The following is a 17,090-nucleotide window of genomic DNA, read 5'->3' on the forward strand; positions in this document are numbered from 1 at the left end:
ACCTATGGCGCTTACAAAAGCTGAAATGTCAGAATATCTGTTTGATAAGCTTGGGCTTAGCAAGCGGGATGCCAAAGAACTGGTAGAGTTGTTTTTCGAAGAGGTGCGTCGTGCTTTGGAAAACGGAGAACAGGTTAAACTCTCCGGGTTCGGCAACTTCGATTTGCGGGATAAAAACCAACGCCCGGGTCGTAACCCGAAAACGGGGGAAGATATTCCCATTACAGCCCGGCGTGTGGTGACCTTCAGACCAGGTCAGAAACTGAAAAGCCGTGTCGAAAACGCTTCGCCCAGAGAAAAATAATCTGAACTAACTAAAAAGGCCGCTTCTGCGGCCTTTTTCTTTGGCATTTTTTTCTATTGTATTGAACGTTAAGACTTTACGGCCGTTATCATCACTTCGACCAGAATGTCCGGGCGCGCCATCTCGGCCTGCACCGCCGCTCGTGCCGGGCTGTGACCTTCCGGCAACCATGCAACCCACTCCTCATTAAACCCGGCAAAATCTCGCGCCATATTCTTTAACCACACCTGCGCGGAAAGCAGGTGGCGATTATCGCTTCCGGCCTCAGCCAGCAACGCATCAACTTTCGCTAACACCTCCCGGGTCTGCAGCCGGATATCCTGGTCGCTGCTAATCGGGGTTTGCCCGGATAAAAAAATCAGATCGCCATACCCGACGCTGGCGGAAAGACGGGGCTGCGGGTGGTTACGTTGGATTGTCATACGGCGTGTTCCCATGTCAGGCCTGCTAAAGAAATTGCAGGGTTATCATCATTGAGCAGGGCGGCAAGGACTACCGCGCTGCCGGCAGCCAGGGTGAAGCCAAGGCTCCCCTGACCGAGGTTCATCCACAGATTCTGATAGCCGGCACGGCCAAGCAGCGGCGGCCCGGCCGGTGTCGAAGGGCGCATGCCGCACCAGGCTTCAGCATCCTCAATGCCCTGTAACTCCGGAAAGCTACGAGCGACGATCTTTTTGAGTGCCTGGATCCGCTCCGGGCGCAGTTCATCGCCGTCATAGCCGATGTCGACCATCGCCGCAATGCGCAGGCGGTTGCCCAGGCGGGCGTAGACCACCTTATGGCCGTAGTCGGTCACGCTGAGATCAGGGGCGATACCGGGCACTGTCGGGAAGGGCAGGGTCAGACTGTAGCCTTTCAGCGCACACAGCGGCACGCGCACGCCGGTCGTTGCCAGTAAGGGCGCGCTGCCGTTACCCGCCGCCACGATGTACTCATCGCCGACGATGGTTCCCTGGCTGGTGTCGACGGAGTGAATGCGGCCGGCTTGTTTATTCAACTGCTGCACTTCGCAATGGCTGGTCAGCGTAAAGGTGGGGCTGGCGTTCAGCTTGCGAAGCAGCGCCTGACAGAATTTTTGGCAATCGGCGGTTTCATCGCCCGGGGAATAAATACCGCCATGCAGCGCGGAGTGAATGTATTTCAATGCCGGCTCAAGCTGAATACACTCATCGGCATTCAGCGCCTGCTGATATTGCGGGTTAATACCTTTGGCGGCTTTATTGAAATCATATGCCCGGCGATGAACAATTAATTTCCCGGAACGCCGCCAGTGAAAGTCGCTCAGATTATCCGCATTCAGCCACTCCTGCATCACCTGACGGCTCAATAATGACAGACGCAGAATATGGTCGCCGTTGACCTTATTGGTCTGGCTGTTACAGGCGCGGAGAAACTGCAGCAGCCAGCGCCATTGATCCGGCGCCATTTTCAAACGCATATTCAGCGGAGAGTCGCTTTTCCCCATCCACTTTATTCCCTGCAGGGGAACGCCACGGTCGGCCAGCGGCGCCACATAACGGTAGCTGAGCTGTCCGCCATTGGCGAAACTGGTCGCCATTCCGGGTTGTGCCTGACGCTCCAGCAATTGAACCTGGTGGCCGCCTTTAATTAACTCATAGGCCGTTGCCAGCCCAATCACTCCGCCGCCGATAATGACAATACGCTTTTTCATATCCTGATATATCCGCCACTGATAAATACCTGCGCTTTATGTCAAAGCATTTACCGGTGGGGCGCAATTGACTTTTTATTTTCAGGGTATAACTCCAGGTTAATCTCCTGCAGCTGATAGCGAAGTCGCTTGCAGAGAAAATCGACCAGTTTCTGGCTAATGGGACTGAGGGAAACGTCCGCCCGTCGCAGCAGACACAGGGGGAGCAGCATCGGCGGCTCGATAGGGTGAATCAGCGCCGGGTCGAGGTTATGCCGGGCGGAAAAAATATCGGTAATGCTGCATCCCATTCCCCGTTTCACGAACTCGGTGGCCATGTAATAGGTTTGCACGTTCAGGCGGGTGGTTAAAAAATCACGGCGGGTGGCAATGGCGGCGGAGAGCGAGTGGGGGCCGGGCGAGATCCAGCGCTGCTGGTCAATCTCATCAATTGCCACCGCACCCTGACGGAAATCCCGGTCGATATAGACCAGCGGAACTTCGGCAATCACGGTAGATGTGATCTCCCCTTGCTGAACGGGCTGTAACGTCAGGGCCAGATCGATCTCGCGCAGGTCCAGTTTTTTGACCAGGGTCTCAGTATGTTCGGTACTGAGGGTCATCACCAGATTGCTGTTTTGCTGATAGAAATCGGTGACCAGTTCCGGGACCAGACTCAGGCCGAGGCTCGGCAGGCAGCCAAGGCTGATTTTCGCTCTCGGGTCACGGGCCAGGTTATCGGCCAGCAACCGTAGGTTATCCAGATCCTGGTAGATACTCTGGGCTTTTTCGAACAGCGTCAGCGCTTCGCTGCTCGGCAGCAGCTTGCCGCGAACCCGCTGGAATAGTTGAAAACCGAGCTTCTGCTCGGCGTTTTTCAGCGCTTTGCTGGCGGCGGGTTGAGAGATATTCAGCGATTCCGCCGCGCGAGAAAGTGTGCCGCAGGTCATCACGGCGTGGAAGATTTCCAGGTGACGCAGTTTCATGACGAGTTAACTCAGGGTTATAGAGAACAGATAAAAAGTCATTTTCTAATAACAGTAAGTTAACATAAATTTAATCCGCGTTCAGCGCGCCGTTCACATATTGCGCTGGCTGCGCCGCCGTCAGGCGGATAATCCGATTCTCAGAACATGATCTGTAAACCCTACACACCCCTCAGGCGACAGAGCCAACAATGATAACGAGGGGGGATATTTTCTGAGCAGGTCCGAAAACGCCGCGCTGAAATAACGGCCGGTTTGATTGGCAATAAGGAGTTATATGAGTGACTCAACGCTCTCTGGCAACCCGATATCCAGACAAAATATCACCAGAAAAAATATTTTTATTGGCCTGCTGTTAGGGGTGTTTTTATTGACCGCGCTCTGGTGCCACAACCAGCCCGTCGCGGAATTAGGCTTGCTGAGTTTTACGCCGCTGGTTGCATTAGCGGTGCTGTCGATCGTCGGCGTGGATATTGTGCTGGCGGTGATCTCTTCCATTATTATTGCGATGATCATGACCTCTACCAGCCTGCCCGAAATGGGCACGATGCTGGCGAAGTCCACCGGTTCTTTTATCGCCACCGTCGGTCTGATTATTATGCTCGGAGCCGGGGTCGGCGAAGTGGCCACCCGCACCGGCGCGGCAGTGGAACTGGTGAAATTTGTGGTGCATCGCATCGGCCTGTCCAGCCAGACCCGGGTTAAATTTGGCATCGTCATCTCGTCGATCCTGATCTGCGGGGCGCTGGGCACGATGGCCGGCGGCAACGCGATCATTGTGGCGGTAATTATTCCCGTTGCTGCCGCGGTCAGGCTGACGCCGCCGACGGTCGCCGCGCTGATGATGACCGCCGGTTCGATCGGTCTTTTTACCGGGCCGTTTACTCCCAGCACCGTGACCATCCTTAAACTCGGGGGGCTGAGCTACCCGGATTACCTGCTGTATGTCGGGCTGCCAATGAGCGCCGTCACCCTGCTGGCCGGTTGGGTGATGGCGGGGCGGATTCAGAAAATGACCGAAGGTAAACTGAGTTATGAGGTTGACCTGTCGGAAAAAATCCAACAGGAAGAGAGCCCTGCGGTGTCTCGCCGCAAGAAGCTGAGCGCCCTGGCCTTTGCGGCAACCATTATCGTGATGGCGGTGATTGGCGTGGTGATTAAAGCCGGCTTTAGCTTCGCGATTATTGTGATGCTGCTGGTGGCGCTGATCACCGGGCTGGTCGGGGGACTGCGGCCCACGCAGATTTTGCAGGCGCTGTATCATGGCTGCGGTCGTCTGGTGTGGATGTTTATCCTCTACTGGCTGTATAACCCGATTCTTGAGCTGATGGACGGGCTCCATGCCTATCAGGGTCTGCTGGATTATACCCAGCCGCTGCTGGAGGGGATCTCGCCGGCCTGGCTGTGCTTCTGTATCTTTGCGTTCAATATTATCGGCCACGTGCCCGGTGCAGCGGTGGCGCAGATGACCTTCACCCATAAAATTTTTGGCCCGATGCTGATGGCCGCCGGGGTGCCGCCGCAGGGAACCACCGCGGTGCTGCTGGCCTCATCGCAGGTAGACTGGTTTGGCCCGTTCCCGTCCTCGGATATGTTTGGTCAGATGGGGCTGGCGCAGTCGACGCATCTCAAATATATGCTTTATAACGGCTGGGCTATCGTCATCGCCAACATTATTCTCTTTGCGCTATTGTTCCAGGTGCTGGTGTAAGCGCTCTTCAACGTCGCGCGGCGCGCCGGAATCGCTGGCGCCGCGCTTCCCGAACCCTCCGCGATAAATGCTGTCGACGGAGGTTTTGCTTTTCTCCCCCGGATCCCCACCGTAAAATCAACGGCATCTCTTTCTTGCGTCACGGAAATTATGCTGACCTTTGCTCAGATTCAACAGCGCCGCAGCCGGCGCTGGCTTATCGCTTTACTGCTGTTGCTCCTCGCCATGGTCGTTGTCAGCCTCTGCGCCGGAGAACAATGGATCGGCCCGCAAGAGTGGTTCAGCGCCAAAGGGCAGCTGTTTATCTGGCAGATTCGCCTGCCGCGCACCGTTGCGGTGCTGTTGGTGGGCGGCGCGCTGGCGCTCTCCGGGGCCATTATGCAGGCACTTTTCGAAAATCCGCTGGCAGAGCCGGGGCTACTCGGGGTCTCTAACGGCGCCGGGGTCGGGCTGATTGCCGCGGTATTGCTGGGGAAAGGCTATCTGCCGGGTTGGGCGCTGGGGCTATGCGCCATTGCCGGCGCGTTGCTGATCACCTTTATTCTGCTGCGTTTTGCCCGCCGCCATCTCTCAACCAGCCGTCTGCTGCTGGCGGGCGTGGCGCTGGGTATCATCTGTAGCGCGTTGATGACCTGGGCGGTCTACTTTTCAACCTCCTTCGACCTGCGTCAACTGATGTACTGGATGATGGGCGGATTTGGTGGCGTAGACTGGCAGCAGCTCTGGCTGATGCTGGCGCTGCTGCCGGTGCTGGTCTGGGGATGCCTGCAGTCGCAAGCGCTGAATCTTCTGGCGCTGGGTGAAGTCTCGGCCCGTCAGCTGGGTCTGCCGCTGTGGTTATGGCGGCGGCTGCTGGTGGTCGCGACCGGCTGGCTGGTGGGGGTGAGCGTGGCGCTGGCGGGAGCCATTGGCTTCATTGGCCTGGTTATCCCTCATATTCTGCGGCTCTGTGGATTAAGCGATCACCGCGTCCTGCTGCCCGCCTGCGTGCTCGGCGGCGCCAGCGCGCTGTTGGGGGCGGATATTATTGCCCGCCTGGCGCTGTCGGCGGCGGAACTGCCGATCGGGGTGGTCACCGCGACGCTGGGGGCGCCGGTCTTTATCTGGCTGTTACTGAAATCTGTCCATTCGCACTAAGCAATAATGCCTGAGTAAGCTGGCGCAGCGCAGGCCGCCGCGCCAGCGCAGGGATTACCAGCCTTGGATGGCATCGCCTTTATAGACTTCCATCGCTTTATCCGCGACTTCTTTGGTCTGGAAGGCCGCGGTCAGCTCCTGAATCTTCTTGCTGTCTTTGTTGTCATCGCGAGAGACGATAGCATTGACATACGGCGAGTCTGGCCCTTCCATAAACAGGCCGTCACGGGCGGCAGAAAGCCCCGCTTGCGCCGAGAAGTTGGTGTTGATAATCGACAGTGCGACGTTCGGGTCGTCCAGCGTACGGGTCAGCTGCGGGGTGTCCACTTCAACAATTTTCAAATGTTTCGGGTTATCGATGATATCCAGCGAGGTTGGCAGATAGCCGACGCCGTCTTTGAGCTTAATTAAGCCCTGCGCCTGTAACAGCAGCAGGCTGCGGCCCAGGGTAGTGGTTTCGTTGGAGATAGAAACCGTCGCGCCATCCGGGAGCTCGTTGAGGTTTTTAATTTTGCGCGAGTAGGCGGCGATCGGGAAGACAAAGGTCTTGCCGACGACAGCAAACTTGTAGCCACGCTCTTTTGACTGTGCTTCAAGGTAGGGCAGCGTCTGGAAGGCGTTAGCATCCACGTCTTTATTATTTAACGCTTCGTTAGGCAGCACGTAATCATTGAAGGAGATCACCTCGACATCGAGGTTATATTTTTCCTTTGCAACCTGCTCAACCACCTTCCAGATAGCTTCATCCGGGCCGGTGTTGATCGCAACTTTCACCTTGTTGTTATCGTCAGGAGAGCAGGCCGATAACAACACCACCGATGTGGCGATTAACACCGAACTTAACAACTTTTTCATCTCAAAAACTCTCTCAAATTAGTCCATAAGAAAATGCTATTACATCCATTTAACACTCTACACTGAATTGCCCTTCTACCATATTGAGAGGAATTCATGTTGCCAGAGGGCCGGTGCGGTGTAACCGATAGCGGATTCAAAGTACAATAGCGCGCTGTGAATCCGCTACAGTAGATAGGGATCACCTTAAACAACAACCGGTTTTATCGACTGAGGGAAGGCTATGCAACACGATATTCTGAATACGGAAGTCACCACTATCGATGGCGAAAAAACGACGCTGGCGGGCTACGCGGGTCAGGTACTGCTGATCGTAAACGTAGCATCAAAATGTGGTCTGACGCCGCAGTATGAGCAACTGGAAACCTTGCAAAAAGATCTCGAAAACGACGGGTTTACCGTGCTTGGTTTCCCGTGCAACCAGTTCCTGGGCCAGGAGCCGGGGAGCGAAGAAGAGATTAAAACCTTCTGCAGCACCACCTACGGCGTGACTTTCCCGCTGTTCAGCAAAATTGATGTTAACGGTGAGCATCGTCATCCGCTGTATCAGAAACTGGTCGATGCTGCGCCGCAGGCCGTGGCGCCGGAAGGCAGCGGTTTCTACGAGCGAATGGCTAGCAAAGGCCGCGCGCCGGTCAACAGCAACGACATTTTGTGGAATTTCGAAAAATTCCTGATCGGCAAAGATGGCCTGGTTATCCAGCGCTTCTCGCCGGATATGACCCCGGACGATCCGCAGCTGGTTGCCGCCATTAAAGGGGCGCTCGCGAAATAATGCCGTTTTTGATGCAGCTTGCAGATGTCGAAGAGGCCGGGCGGCTGGCGCCATTTAGCGCGCAGATCCGCCCGGGCGAAATGGTGCATCTGGTGGGGCCAAACGGCGCCGGTAAAAGCACCTTACTGATGCGCATGGCGGGGCTGAGCAGCGGCCCCGGACAGGTTCTTTTCAATGAACGCCCGCTGACGCAGTGGCCGGCGCAGGAACTTTCCCGGCACCGGGCCTTTCTGAGTCAGCATCAGGCGCCACCATTCGCCATGCCGGTCTGGCATTACCTGTCGCTACATCTGCAAAACGGTGTGCAAAACGAACTGCTCGGCACGGTGGCCGCACAGCTGGGCCTGAGCGACAAGCTTGGGCGTCAGGTCGGCCATCTGTCGGGCGGGGAGTGGCAACGCGTGCGCCTGGCTGCGGTGATCCTGCAGGTTCATCCGCAGGCCAATCCGGCGGGGCAGTTGCTGCTGCTGGATGAACCGATGAACAGCCTTGACGTCGCGCAACAGGCGGCGCTCGATCGCGTACTGGCCGGACTGTGCGAGGCGGGCGTAGCGGTGGTGATGAGCAGTCACGATCTAAACCATACCCTGCGGCACGCGCAGCGGGCGTGGCTGATCTGTCGCGGGCAGGCGATCGCCTGTGGTGATACATGCGCGGTATTAACCGAAGAGAATTTAATCGCCGCTTACGACATTCCCTTTGAGCGCATTGCGGTTGCCGGTCATTTTATGCTCGTTGCATCACAGTAGCACGATGCTACCTTGCCAGTGCATTGATAAACCAGCTAAATTATCCTGACGAAATCATAGGGAACAGAGGAATCGTCTGAGATGCGTTTGTGGTTCATTTTATTGACGGCGCTATTTCTGGCTGGCTGTAGCCACCACCGGGCGCCGCCGCCGAATCCGCGGCTGGCAGATTCCATCACCGTTATCGCCAACCTCAACGAGCAACTGCGCAACTGGCGTGGCGCGCCGTACCGCTACGGCGGCATGTCGCCGCGCGGAGTGGACTGTTCAGGCTTCGTGGTGATGACCTTCCGCGACAAGTTCTCGATGCAGCTGCCGCGCGAAACGCGCGAACAGGCGGAAGTCGGCACCAAAATTGATAAAAGTGACCTGCTGCCGGGGGATCTGGTGTTCTTCAAAACCGGGTCCGGTGAGAGCGGGTTGCACGTAGGGATCTACGATACCGATAATCAGTTTATCCACGCCTCAACCAGCCAGGGCGTGACACGCTCTTCGCTGGATAACGTCTACTGGAATAAGAAATTCTGGCAGGCGCGCAGAATATAGCATCGGGTAGGTATCGTGGATGCAGTGAAAGGGGAAGCGCGGGCTTCCCTTTTTTTATGTTGATAACCCTGCGGTTCACCCGTGTTAATACCTTGTTGAAGGCACTACACTGGAGACAGGAGGAACCATGACCCTGTCTTTTACTACCCACTGGCGTGATGAACTGCCAGATTTCTATACTGCGCTCGCGCCCACACCGCTGCACAATGCCCGGCTTATCTGGCATAACCCGGCGCTGGCGCAAACTCTGGGCGTCCCTGACTCACTGTTCCACCCGGCGCAGGGCGCTGGCGTGTGGGGCGGCGAAACGTTACTGCCCGGCATGTCCCCGCTGGCGCAGGTCTACAGCGGCCACCAGTTTGGCAGCTGGGCTGGTCAACTGGGCGATGGCCGGGGGATCCTGCTCGGCGAACAGCAGTTGCCCGATGGTCGTCGCGTCGACTGGCATCTGAAAGGCGCCGGGCTGACCCCTTATTCACGAATGGGAGACGGGCGGGCCGTACTGCGTTCAACGATTCGTGAAAGTCTGGCATCGGAAGCGATGCATGCGTTAGGGATCCCGACCACCCGCGCCTTAGCCATGGTCACCAGCGACACCCCGGTACAGCGCGAGACCCTCGAGAGCGGGGCGATGCTGATGCGTATTGCCGAGAGCCACGTGCGCTTTGGCCATTTTGAGCACTTCTACTACCGCCGCGAGCCGGAGAAGGTCCAGCAACTGGCGGATTATGTGATCCGCCATCACTGGCCAGAACTGAACGATGAAGCGGATAAGTACGTGCTGTGGTTCCGTGACGTTGTCACGCGAACGGCGACGATGATCGCCAGCTGGCAGACGGTGGGCTTTGCCCATGGGGTGATGAATACCGATAACATGTCGATTCTTGGCCTGACCATGGACTACGGTCCTTACGGCTTCCTCGATGACTTCAAACCTGATTTTATCTGCAACCACTCCGATTATCAGGGGCGCTACAGCTTCGAGAATCAACCGGCTGTTGGCCTGTGGAACCTTCAGCGCCTGGCGCAGTCGCTGTCACCGTTTATTCCGGTTGAGGCGCTGAATGCGGCATTAGACAGCTATCAGCATGCTTTGCTGACGGTATATGGCCGCCGTATGCGCGACAAACTGGGCCTGTTTAGCCAACAGAAAGGCGATAACGACCTGCTGGATGGCCTGTTTGCCCTGATGATCCACGAAGGCAGCGATTATACCCGCACCTTCCGGATGCTCAGCGTCAGCGAGCAGCACAGCGCCGCATCGCCGCTGCGCGACGAGTTTATCGACCGGGCAGCCTTCGATAGCTGGTTCGACCGCTATCGTGCGCGTTTGCGTGACGAGCAGATTGATGATGCTCAGCGTCAGCAGCAGATGCAGAGCGTCAACCCGGCGCTGGTGTTGCGAAACTGGCTGGCACAGCGCGCCATTGAGCAGGCAGAGCAGGGAGATATGGCTGAACTGGCACGTCTGCATCAGGTATTAACTCAACCGTTCAGCGACCGGCAGGACGATTATGTTAATCGCCCTCCCGACTGGGGAAGGCATCTGGAGGTCAGCTGCTCGAGCTGATGCCACGCTAAATGCCTTCTCCGCCCGGTGGCTGGAGAGGGCTTATTTGGTGAGGATCAGTTTGCCCGCATGGGTCTGGCGCAGCAGATAGTGCTGGCCGCCGTGTTCTATCACCACCCGGCCTTCCGGCCCGAGCAGGGTGCGGCTGTTAATCTTACGATCCGTCGGCACGGGGTAAGGGGCATTGTCTTTTGTTTTTTCTGCTGTGGCAGTGTTATCCATTCGCGTCATAGCACCAAAATAAAAATAAAAGCAACAATGATAATCATTATCAGTAATGTTAATTTTTACGGCAAGCGTTATTTGTGAAAACCCTGGATTTTGGGGGTGTTAGCGGGGAAATAGCGTACAACGAAGGGGTGAAACAGCCCTACCACAGAGCGGCAGGGACAGGGCAATACAGTAACTACAGGCGGGTAGCGGTAGCGGCGGCCAGTTCGGCCAGCAGACGCTCGCTGTCTTCCCAGCTCAGGCAAGGGTCGGTAATTGACTGCCCATGGGTAAGCGGCTGACCGGCAACCACCTTCTGAGTCCCTTCCAGCAGGAAACTTTCCGCCATGATGCCGGCAATAGCGGTGGAACCAGCACGGATCTGCTGGCAGATATCGGCACACACCTCCAGCTGACGGCGGTGCTGCTTCTGGCAGTTGCCGTGGCTGAAATCCACCACCAGCTGTTCCGGAAGCGCAAACTCGCGCAGCGCCTCGCAGGCCGCGGCAAGATCTTCCGCGTGATAATTCGGCCGTTTCCCACCGCGCATGATGATATGGCCATACGGGTTGCCGCTGGTCTGATAGATCGTCATCTGCCCCTGTTTATCCGGCGACAGGAACATATGGCTGGCGCGGGAGGCGCGAATCGCGTCAACGGCGATGCGGGTGTTACCATCAGTACCGTTTTTGAAGCCTACCGGGCAGGAGAGCGCCGAGGCCATTTCACGGTGGATCTGGCTTTCGGTAGTACGCGCGCCGATGGCGCCCCAGCTAATCAGATCGGCAATAAACTGCCCGGTCACCATATCGAGAAACTCGGTTGCGGTGGGGACGCCCAGCTCGTTCACCTGCAGCAACAGCTGGCGGGCCAGCTCGATACCATGGTTTACCCGGTAGCTGCCATTGAGGTCAGGATCCGAAATTAACCCTTTCCAGCCCACCACGGTACGCGGTTTTTCAAAGTAGGTGCGCATCACGATTTCCAGCTGCGGCTGGTAACGCTCACGCATTTCCTGCAGGCGGCGGGCATAGTCCATCGCCGCGTCGGTATCGTGAATGGAGCATGGGCCGATGATCACCAGCAGGCGGCGATCTTCACCATTAAGGATCTTCTCAATCCGACGGCGGGAGGCGGCGACATGCGCCGCAACATCGGCAGACACCGGGTGGCGCTGCGCCAGTTCCGCGGGCGTCACCAGGCTTTCAATGCGCGCGGTACGCAATTCGTCTGTTTTATTCATTGGAGTCTCAAAAAATCTGTTTCTTCCGCGGCGAAAATGCCGGGAAGTGATGCGCATCACGATAAACCAATCCCTGCTTATTGCAAGAGCAGGTCATGATCCTGTATAGGCCACGGGTGATAGCATAAACACATTTCATCCAATGCACTAGCTCATTAGTACATTCTTCGATTCAGCCCCATGATGTCCATGATTTTAGTGGCAATTTCTTCAACCGAATAATTGGTACTATTCAGGCAGGGAATTTTATTCTTGCGGTACAGCGCTTCCACCTCGGTGACTTCCATCCGGCACTGGCGCATCGAAGCATAGCGGCTGTTTTCGCGACGCTCTTCGCGGATAGCGGCGAGGCGCTCCGGGTTAATGGTCAGTCCGAACAGCTTATGCTGTAACGGCTTAAGGGAGGCCGGCAGGATTAAGTTATCCATATCGTCGGCGATAAACGGATAGTTTGCCGCGCGGATGCCGTACTGCATGGCCAGATAGAGGCTGGTGGGGGTTTTACCGCAACGGGACACCCCGAGCAGAATCACCTGTGCCTGATCGAGGTTACGCAACGAAATACCGTCATCGTGGGCGAGGGTGTAGTCGATAGCCGCAATACGGGCATCGTATTTATTGAGGTTACCCGGCGTCAGGCCGTGGGTCCGATGGGCGATGGGGGTCGGGTCGAGACGCAGCTCCTGCTGTAGCGGAGCCACCAGCGCCTGCACGATATCCTGACAAAATCCCTCACTTTGCACGATGATATTGCGAATTTCCGGGATCACGATGGAGTAAAACACCAGCGGACGGATGCCGGTCTGCTGGTAGATGGTGTCAATCTGCTCCTTAACGGCCCGCGCGCGACTGACATTTTCGACAAACGGCAGGGTAAAGCTGCTGATGGCAACAGGAAATTGCGACATCACCGCATGCCCCAGTACTTCTGCCGTAATGGCAGTACCGTCAGAAATATAAAATACGTGGCGATCTACAGCACTTTCCATTTTTGACCATCCGGTATAATGAGTTTAATTACCTGAAAGCAGATATTAAATTTAAGCATATCCCCCCTCGGCTTGTCTCATTTTAAAAATGAAACGGTATTTTTATTTTTAATGAAAAGGATGGTTCAGTTTTCTGTTTTTTCTGGATTCTGTATCAAATTGCAGCAGATTTCAGCAGAATCATTGGCTTAGGTATATTGCTGGAACTGTCCTAAAACAGGAAAAATAATTTGCTTGAACGATTCACCGTTTTTTTAAGCCGCATAAATATGTCAGGATAAATCCCGTAGTTGATCGTGAGTTTTTTATCACTGGTATTAAATCACAAAAGGATTGTCTCGATGTCCAACAATGGCTCGTCACCGCTGGTGCTTTGGTATAACCAACTCGGCATGAATGATGTAGACAGAGTTGGGGGCAAAAATGCCTCCCTTGGTGAAATGATTACGAATCTGTCCGGTATGGGTGTTTCCGTACCGAACGGCTTTGCCACCACCGCTGATGCTTTTAATCAGTTCCTGGACCAAAGCGGTGTTAACCAGCGCATCTATGAGCTGCTGGATGAAACCGACATTGACGACGTTTCCGCATTAGCGAAAGCGGGCGCCCAGATCCGTCAGTGGATCATTGACACGCCGTTCCAGAGCGAACTGGAAGACGCTATTCGTGATGCTTATCGACAGCTGTCCGCTGACAATGCCGAGGCCTCCTTTGCCGTGCGTTCCTCCGCCACCGCGGAAGATATGCCGGACGCCTCCTTCGCCGGGCAGCAAGAGACATTCCTCAACGTGCAGGGCTTTGATGCCGTGCTCGTCGCCGTGAAGCACGTGTTTGCTTCGCTGTTTAACGATCGCGCGATCTCCTACCGCGTGCATCAGGGTTATGACCATCGCGGCGTGGCGTTGTCCGCCGGGGTTCAACGGATGGTGCGCTCCGATCTCGCCTCATCCGGCGTCATGTTCTCCATCGATACCGAGTCCGGTTTTGACCAGGTGGTGTTTATTACCTCCGCCTGGGGCCTCGGCGAAATGGTGGTGCAGGGGGCGGTGAACCCGGATGAGTTCTATGTCCACAAACCGACGCTGGCCGCTGGCCGCCCGGCGATCGTGCGCCGTACCATGGGGTCGAAAAAGATCCGCATGATCTATGCGCCGACCCAGGAGCATGGCAAGCAGGTACGTATCGAAGACGTACCGCAGGAACAGCGCGACATTTTCTCGTTAACCGATGAGGAAGTGCAGGCGCTGGCCGTCCAGGCGGTACAGATCGAGAAGCACTACGGTCGACCGATGGATATCGAATGGGCGAAAGACGGCCACACCGGTGAGCTGTTTATTGTGCAGGCGCGTCCGGAAACCGTCCGTTCCCGCGGTCAGGTGATGGAACGCTATACCCTGCATGCGCAAGGTCAGGTCGTGGCCGAAGGCCGCGCCATCGGCCACCGCATCGGGGCAGGTCCGGTTAAGGTGATTCACGATATCAGTGAAATGAACCGTATCGAGCCGGGCGACGTGCTGGTGACCGACATGACCGACCCGGACTGGGAACCGATCATGAAGAAAGCCGCGGCGATCGTCACCAACCGTGGCGGGCGTACCTGTCACGCGGCGATTATTGCCCGTGAGCTGGGGATCCCGGCAGTGGTTGGTTGCGGCGACGCGACGGATCGTATTCAGGAAAACCAGAACGTGACCGTCTCCTGCGCTGAAGGTGATACTGGCTACGTGTACGCCGAGCTGCTCGACTTCAGCATCAAGAGCTCCAGCGTCGGTGAAATGCCGGATCTGCCGCTGAAAATCATGATGAACGTCGGTAACCCGGACCGTGCATTCGATTTCGCCTGTCTGCCGAACGAAGGCGTGGGTCTGGCGCGTCTGGAATTTATCATCAACCGGATGATTGGCGTACACCCGCGCGCGCTGCTGGAATTTGATGACCAGGAGCCCACGCTGCAGAAAGAAATCCGCGAGCTGATGAAAGGCTACGACTCACCGAGAGAGTTCTACGTCGGTCGCCTGACCGAAGGGATCGCTACACTCGGCGCGGCGTTCTATCCGAAGCGCGTGATCGTTCGTCTCTCTGACTTTAAATCTAACGAATACGCCAACCTGGTCGGCGGTGAGCGTTATGAGCCGGAAGAAGAGAACCCGATGCTTGGCTTCCGCGGTGCCGGTCGTTACGTCTCCGACAGCTTCCGCGATTGCTTCGCCCTGGAGTGTGATGCGGTTAAGCGCGTACGTAACGATATGGGGCTGAGCAACGTCGAGATCATGGTGCCGTTCGTACGTACCGTTGCTCAGGCGAAAGCGGTGGTTGAAGAGCTGGCGCGTCAGGGACTTAAGCGCGGTGAAAATGGCCTGAAAATCATTATGATGTGCGAAATCCCATCGAATGCGTTACTGGCCGATCAGTTCCTTGAGTATTTTGACGGCTTCTCTATCGGTTCGAACGACATGACGCAGCTGGCGCTGGGTCTGGACCGCGATTCCGGCGTGGTTTCTGAGCTGTTTGATGAACGCAACGAGGCGGTGAAAGCGCTGCTGTCGATGGCGATTCGCGCAGCGAAGAAACAGGGTAAATATGTCGGCATTTGCGGGCAGGGCCCGTCAGACCATGAAGATTTTGCCGCGTGGCTGATGGATGAAGGGATCGACAGTCTGTCCCTCAACCCGGACACCGTCGTGCAAACCTGGCTTGGCCTGGCTGAACTGAATAAATAAGCCCGGCGTTAAAACCACAAAATCCCCGTCAGTAATGACGGGGATTTTTTTATTTTCTTTTCCTGATGCAGAACCGCATATTTGCAGTCAGTCACATAAACAGAAAAAAACAAAATATCGTAACCACGCAGTGAATTTCGACAATTGTTGCCTCGCCGGACATTCTCAATACTGATACCGCGTCATCGGATTCTGATACTAACGACTTAGTGATAAACGCTATCTTGCGTGTAAGGATAATAATGACTATCTCCTCTGTATTGACCATAAAAAATAAAATTGGTTACGGCCTTGGCGATATGGCCAGTGCGCTGGTGTGGCAAACTGCCACGCTGTTTCTGGCCTATTTTTATACCGACGTATTTGGTCTGCCTGCGGCGATTATGGGCACGATGTTTTTAGTCGTGCGGGTGGTGGATGCTGTGGTCGATCCCTGTATCGGTGCGCTGGTGGACCGTACCCAGACCCGTCACGGACGCTTTCGTCCCTGGCTGCTGTGGTTTGCGATCCCTTTTGGGGTCAGTTGCATCATCACCTTCTACGTGCCTGACGTCGGCGAAACCGGGAAAATCATTTACGCCTGTCTGACCTACACCATTCTGAGCTTTATCTATTCGGCGATTAACGTCCCGTACTGCGCGATGCCAGGCTCCCTGACCATGGACCCGCACGAACGGCATTCGCTGCAATCGTGGCGCTTTGCGTTATCGTTTGTCGGCGGTCTGATTGTCACCGTGATTGCGCTGCCGCTGGTGGCTCATCTGGGGGGCGGGAATGCGCAGAAAGGCTATTTTTATGCCATGAGCCTGATGGGACTGCTTGGCATCGTGCTTTTCTTTAGCTGTTTTTTCCTCACTCGCGAACGCTATACCCCACCGCGCGATACCTCCGGTTCATTATTAAAAGACCTCAAACTGCTGGCCGGTAATAGTCAGTGGCGAATCATCTTCGTGTTTAACATTTTATTATTAACGGCTGTCGTTACGCGCGGGTCGGCGACCATGTATTACGTCAAGTACGTGATGCAGCGACCGGATATGGTGTTTACGTTTATTGTCTCCGGAATGATTGCGGCTCTGCTCGGGGCATTATTATCCGAGCGCTTATTGGGTAAATTCGACCGGGTCCGCGCTTATCAGTGGACGATTATTACTTTTGTCTGTTTTGCCACGGCTATTTTCTTTATTCCAGCGAATCAGGTGTGGCTGATATTTGGCGTCAACGTGGTCTTTAGCTTTATTCAGAACCTGACCACGCCGCTACAGTGGACCATGTTCTCGGACGTGGTGGATTACGAAGAGCATCGCAGCGGCCGTCGCCTCGACGGGCTGGTCTTCTCCACGGCATTGTTCGCCATTAAGTTCGGCCTTGCGCTGGGTGGCGCGGTGGTGGGCTGGGTTCTCGGCATTGTCGACTATATCCCTAACGCCACAACCCAGTCGGCGACGGTGCTGAGCACCATTAATACCCTGTTCACCTTGATCCCGGCGGTCCTGTTTATTGCAATGGCGCTGCTGCTGGTGTTCTACAAGCTCAATAGCGCCACGGCGGACAGCATTGCCCGCGATCTTATCCGTCGCCGCGAAACCAACCTCACGGACACCGCACAACCGGCGCTGAATACCGCCTTACAGGAGTAATTGT

16 protein-coding genes are annotated in these 17,090 nt (G+C 55.8%); 9 read left to right on the plus strand and 7 right to left on the minus strand.

Going from position 1 to position 17,090, the window contains the following annotated elements; genetic code table 11:
• The first annotated feature begins 4 nt into the window (after positions 1-4).
• Positions 5-304 carry an integration host factor subunit alpha gene (gene ihfA, locus ACMYSN_RS00375; protein ID WP_004851790.1) on the plus strand — a complete coding sequence of 100 codons (300 nt, stop codon included), beginning with the start codon at positions 5-7 and terminating at the stop codon, positions 302-304.
• A gap of 68 nt (positions 305-372) precedes the next feature.
• On the opposite strand, the gene ACMYSN_RS00380 is transcribed toward ihfA, so the two are convergent.
• The 3 genes from ACMYSN_RS00380 to admX are packed head-to-tail and all read right to left on the minus strand — an operon-like array spanning position 373 to position 2,941.
• Complete coding sequence (locus tag ACMYSN_RS00380) at positions 373-726, minus strand: RidA family protein (protein WP_462496575.1); 354 nt, start codon at positions 724-726, stop codon at positions 373-375.
• Positions 723-1,976: an FAD dependent oxidoreductase family protein gene (locus tag ACMYSN_RS00385; protein ID WP_462496576.1), complete on the minus strand. Its 1,254-nt coding sequence runs from the start codon at positions 1,974-1,976 to the stop codon at positions 723-725. Before ACMYSN_RS00385 ends, ACMYSN_RS00380 begins: the two co-directional genes overlap by 4 nt.
• A 50-nt stretch (positions 1,977-2,026) precedes the next feature.
• Positions 2,027-2,941 carry a LysR family transcriptional regulator gene (admX, locus tag ACMYSN_RS00390; RefSeq protein WP_462496577.1) on the minus strand — a complete coding sequence of 305 codons (915 nt, stop codon included), beginning with the start codon at positions 2,939-2,941 and terminating at the stop codon, positions 2,027-2,029.
• Between the two features lie 277 nt (positions 2,942-3,218).
• Here admX and ACMYSN_RS00395 point away from each other — a divergent pair, with 277 nt between their 5' ends.
• Together ACMYSN_RS00395 and btuC are read left to right on the plus strand one after the other, a co-directional pair.
• Positions 3,219-4,652, plus strand: coding sequence for a gluconate:proton symporter (locus ACMYSN_RS00395; RefSeq protein WP_462496578.1), 1,434 nt, complete (start codon positions 3,219-3,221; stop codon positions 4,650-4,652).
• A 150-nt stretch (positions 4,653-4,802) separates the two neighbouring features.
• On the plus strand, positions 4,803-5,789 hold the full coding sequence (gene btuC / locus ACMYSN_RS00400) for a vitamin B12 ABC transporter permease BtuC (RefSeq protein ID WP_434669427.1): 987 nt from the start codon (positions 4,803-4,805) through the stop codon (positions 5,787-5,789).
• Between the two features lie 54 nt (positions 5,790-5,843).
• Here the strand turns inward: btuC and ACMYSN_RS00405 are convergent, their stop codons facing one another.
• On the minus strand, positions 5,844-6,644 hold the full coding sequence (locus ACMYSN_RS00405; RefSeq protein WP_462496579.1) for a MetQ/NlpA family ABC transporter substrate-binding protein: 801 nt from the start codon (positions 6,642-6,644) through the stop codon (positions 5,844-5,846).
• A gap of 223 nt (positions 6,645-6,867) precedes the next feature.
• Here ACMYSN_RS00405 and ACMYSN_RS00410 point away from each other — a divergent pair, with 223 nt between their 5' ends.
• From ACMYSN_RS00410 to selO, 4 genes are all read left to right on the plus strand, one after another.
• Positions 6,868-7,419 carry a glutathione peroxidase gene (locus ACMYSN_RS00410; protein WP_462496580.1) on the plus strand — a complete coding sequence of 184 codons (552 nt, stop codon included), beginning with the start codon at positions 6,868-6,870 and terminating at the stop codon, positions 7,417-7,419.
• Entirely contained in the window at positions 7,419-8,168 is a 750-nt protein-coding gene (gene btuD, locus ACMYSN_RS00415) for a vitamin B12 ABC transporter ATP-binding protein BtuD (RefSeq protein WP_462496581.1), read from the plus strand. The genes ACMYSN_RS00410 and btuD overlap by 1 nt, the downstream gene beginning before the upstream one ends.
• A gap of 81 nt (positions 8,169-8,249) precedes the next feature.
• On the plus strand, positions 8,250-8,714 hold the full coding sequence (locus tag ACMYSN_RS00420) for a C40 family peptidase (RefSeq protein WP_123754713.1): 465 nt from the start codon (positions 8,250-8,252) through the stop codon (positions 8,712-8,714).
• A gap of 127 nt (positions 8,715-8,841) precedes the next feature.
• The gene (selO, locus tag ACMYSN_RS00425; RefSeq protein ID WP_462496582.1) at positions 8,842-10,284 is read left to right on the plus strand and encodes a protein adenylyltransferase SelO; all 1,443 of its coding nucleotides are present in this window, start codon (positions 8,842-8,844) and stop codon (positions 10,282-10,284) included.
• Positions 10,285-10,326: 42 nt separating this feature from the next.
• On the opposite strand, the gene hemP is transcribed toward selO, so the two are convergent.
• The 3 genes from hemP to ppsR form a co-directional block, all read right to left on the minus strand.
• Entirely contained in the window at positions 10,327-10,506 is a 180-nt protein-coding gene (gene hemP, locus ACMYSN_RS00430; protein WP_174509949.1) for a hemin uptake protein HemP, read from the minus strand.
• A gap of 184 nt (positions 10,507-10,690) precedes the next feature.
• A complete protein-coding gene (gene aroH, locus ACMYSN_RS00435; RefSeq protein WP_462496583.1) occupies positions 10,691-11,737 on the minus strand; it encodes a 3-deoxy-7-phosphoheptulonate synthase AroH in 1,047 nt (348 codons plus the stop codon).
• A gap of 155 nt (positions 11,738-11,892) precedes the next feature.
• Positions 11,893-12,726, minus strand: a complete 834-nt coding sequence (gene ppsR / locus ACMYSN_RS00440; RefSeq protein ID WP_462496584.1) for a pyruvate, water dikinase regulatory protein — start codon at positions 12,724-12,726, stop codon at positions 11,893-11,895.
• 341 nt (positions 12,727-13,067) lie between these two features.
• Here ppsR and ppsA point away from each other — a divergent pair, with 341 nt between their 5' ends.
• Both ppsA and ACMYSN_RS00450 read left to right on the plus strand, forming a co-directional pair.
• A complete protein-coding gene (gene ppsA / locus ACMYSN_RS00445) occupies positions 13,068-15,446 on the plus strand; it encodes a phosphoenolpyruvate synthase (RefSeq protein ID WP_462496585.1) in 2,379 nt (792 codons plus the stop codon).
• 242 nt (positions 15,447-15,688) lie between these two features.
• Complete coding sequence (locus ACMYSN_RS00450; RefSeq protein WP_462496586.1) at positions 15,689-17,086, plus strand: MFS transporter; 1,398 nt, start codon at positions 15,689-15,691, stop codon at positions 17,084-17,086.
• Positions 17,087-17,090 lie beyond the last annotated feature (4 nt).

Source organism: Klebsiella sp. R445, assembly GCF_051131755.1.
Lineage (GTDB): Bacteria > Pseudomonadota > Gammaproteobacteria > Enterobacterales > Enterobacteriaceae > Klebsiella > Klebsiella lignicola.

Coding starts and splice junctions, on each gene's coding strand:
- ihfA (WP_004851790.1), top strand. CDS start 5: ATGGCGCTTACAAAAGCTGAAATGTCAGAATATCTGTTTGATAAGCTT.
- ACMYSN_RS00380 (WP_462496575.1), bottom strand. CDS start 726: ATGACAATCCAACGTAACCACCCGCAGCCCCGTCTTTCCGCCAGCGTC.
- ACMYSN_RS00385 (WP_462496576.1), bottom strand. CDS start 1,976: ATGAAAAAGCGTATTGTCATTATCGGCGGCGGAGTGATTGGGCTGGCA.
- admX (WP_462496577.1), bottom strand. CDS start 2,941: ATGAAACTGCGTCACCTGGAAATCTTCCACGCCGTGATGACCTGCGGC.
- ACMYSN_RS00395 (WP_462496578.1), top strand. CDS start 3,219: ATGAGTGACTCAACGCTCTCTGGCAACCCGATATCCAGACAAAATATC.
- btuC (WP_434669427.1), top strand. CDS start 4,803: ATGCTGACCTTTGCTCAGATTCAACAGCGCCGCAGCCGGCGCTGGCTT.
- ACMYSN_RS00405 (WP_462496579.1), bottom strand. CDS start 6,644: ATGAAAAAGTTGTTAAGTTCGGTGTTAATCGCCACATCGGTGGTGTTG.
- ACMYSN_RS00410 (WP_462496580.1), top strand. CDS start 6,868: ATGCAACACGATATTCTGAATACGGAAGTCACCACTATCGATGGCGAA.
- btuD (WP_462496581.1), top strand. CDS start 7,419: ATGCCGTTTTTGATGCAGCTTGCAGATGTCGAAGAGGCCGGGCGGCTG.
- ACMYSN_RS00420 (WP_123754713.1), top strand. CDS start 8,250: ATGCGTTTGTGGTTCATTTTATTGACGGCGCTATTTCTGGCTGGCTGT.
- selO (WP_462496582.1), top strand. CDS start 8,842: ATGACCCTGTCTTTTACTACCCACTGGCGTGATGAACTGCCAGATTTC.
- hemP (WP_174509949.1), bottom strand. CDS start 10,506: ATGGATAACACTGCCACAGCAGAAAAAACAAAAGACAATGCCCCTTAC.
- aroH (WP_462496583.1), bottom strand. CDS start 11,737: ATGAATAAAACAGACGAATTGCGTACCGCGCGCATTGAAAGCCTGGTG.
- ppsR (WP_462496584.1), bottom strand. CDS start 12,726: ATGGAAAGTGCTGTAGATCGCCACGTATTTTATATTTCTGACGGTACT.
- ppsA (WP_462496585.1), top strand. CDS start 13,068: ATGTCCAACAATGGCTCGTCACCGCTGGTGCTTTGGTATAACCAACTC.
- ACMYSN_RS00450 (WP_462496586.1), top strand. CDS start 15,689: ATGACTATCTCCTCTGTATTGACCATAAAAAATAAAATTGGTTACGGC.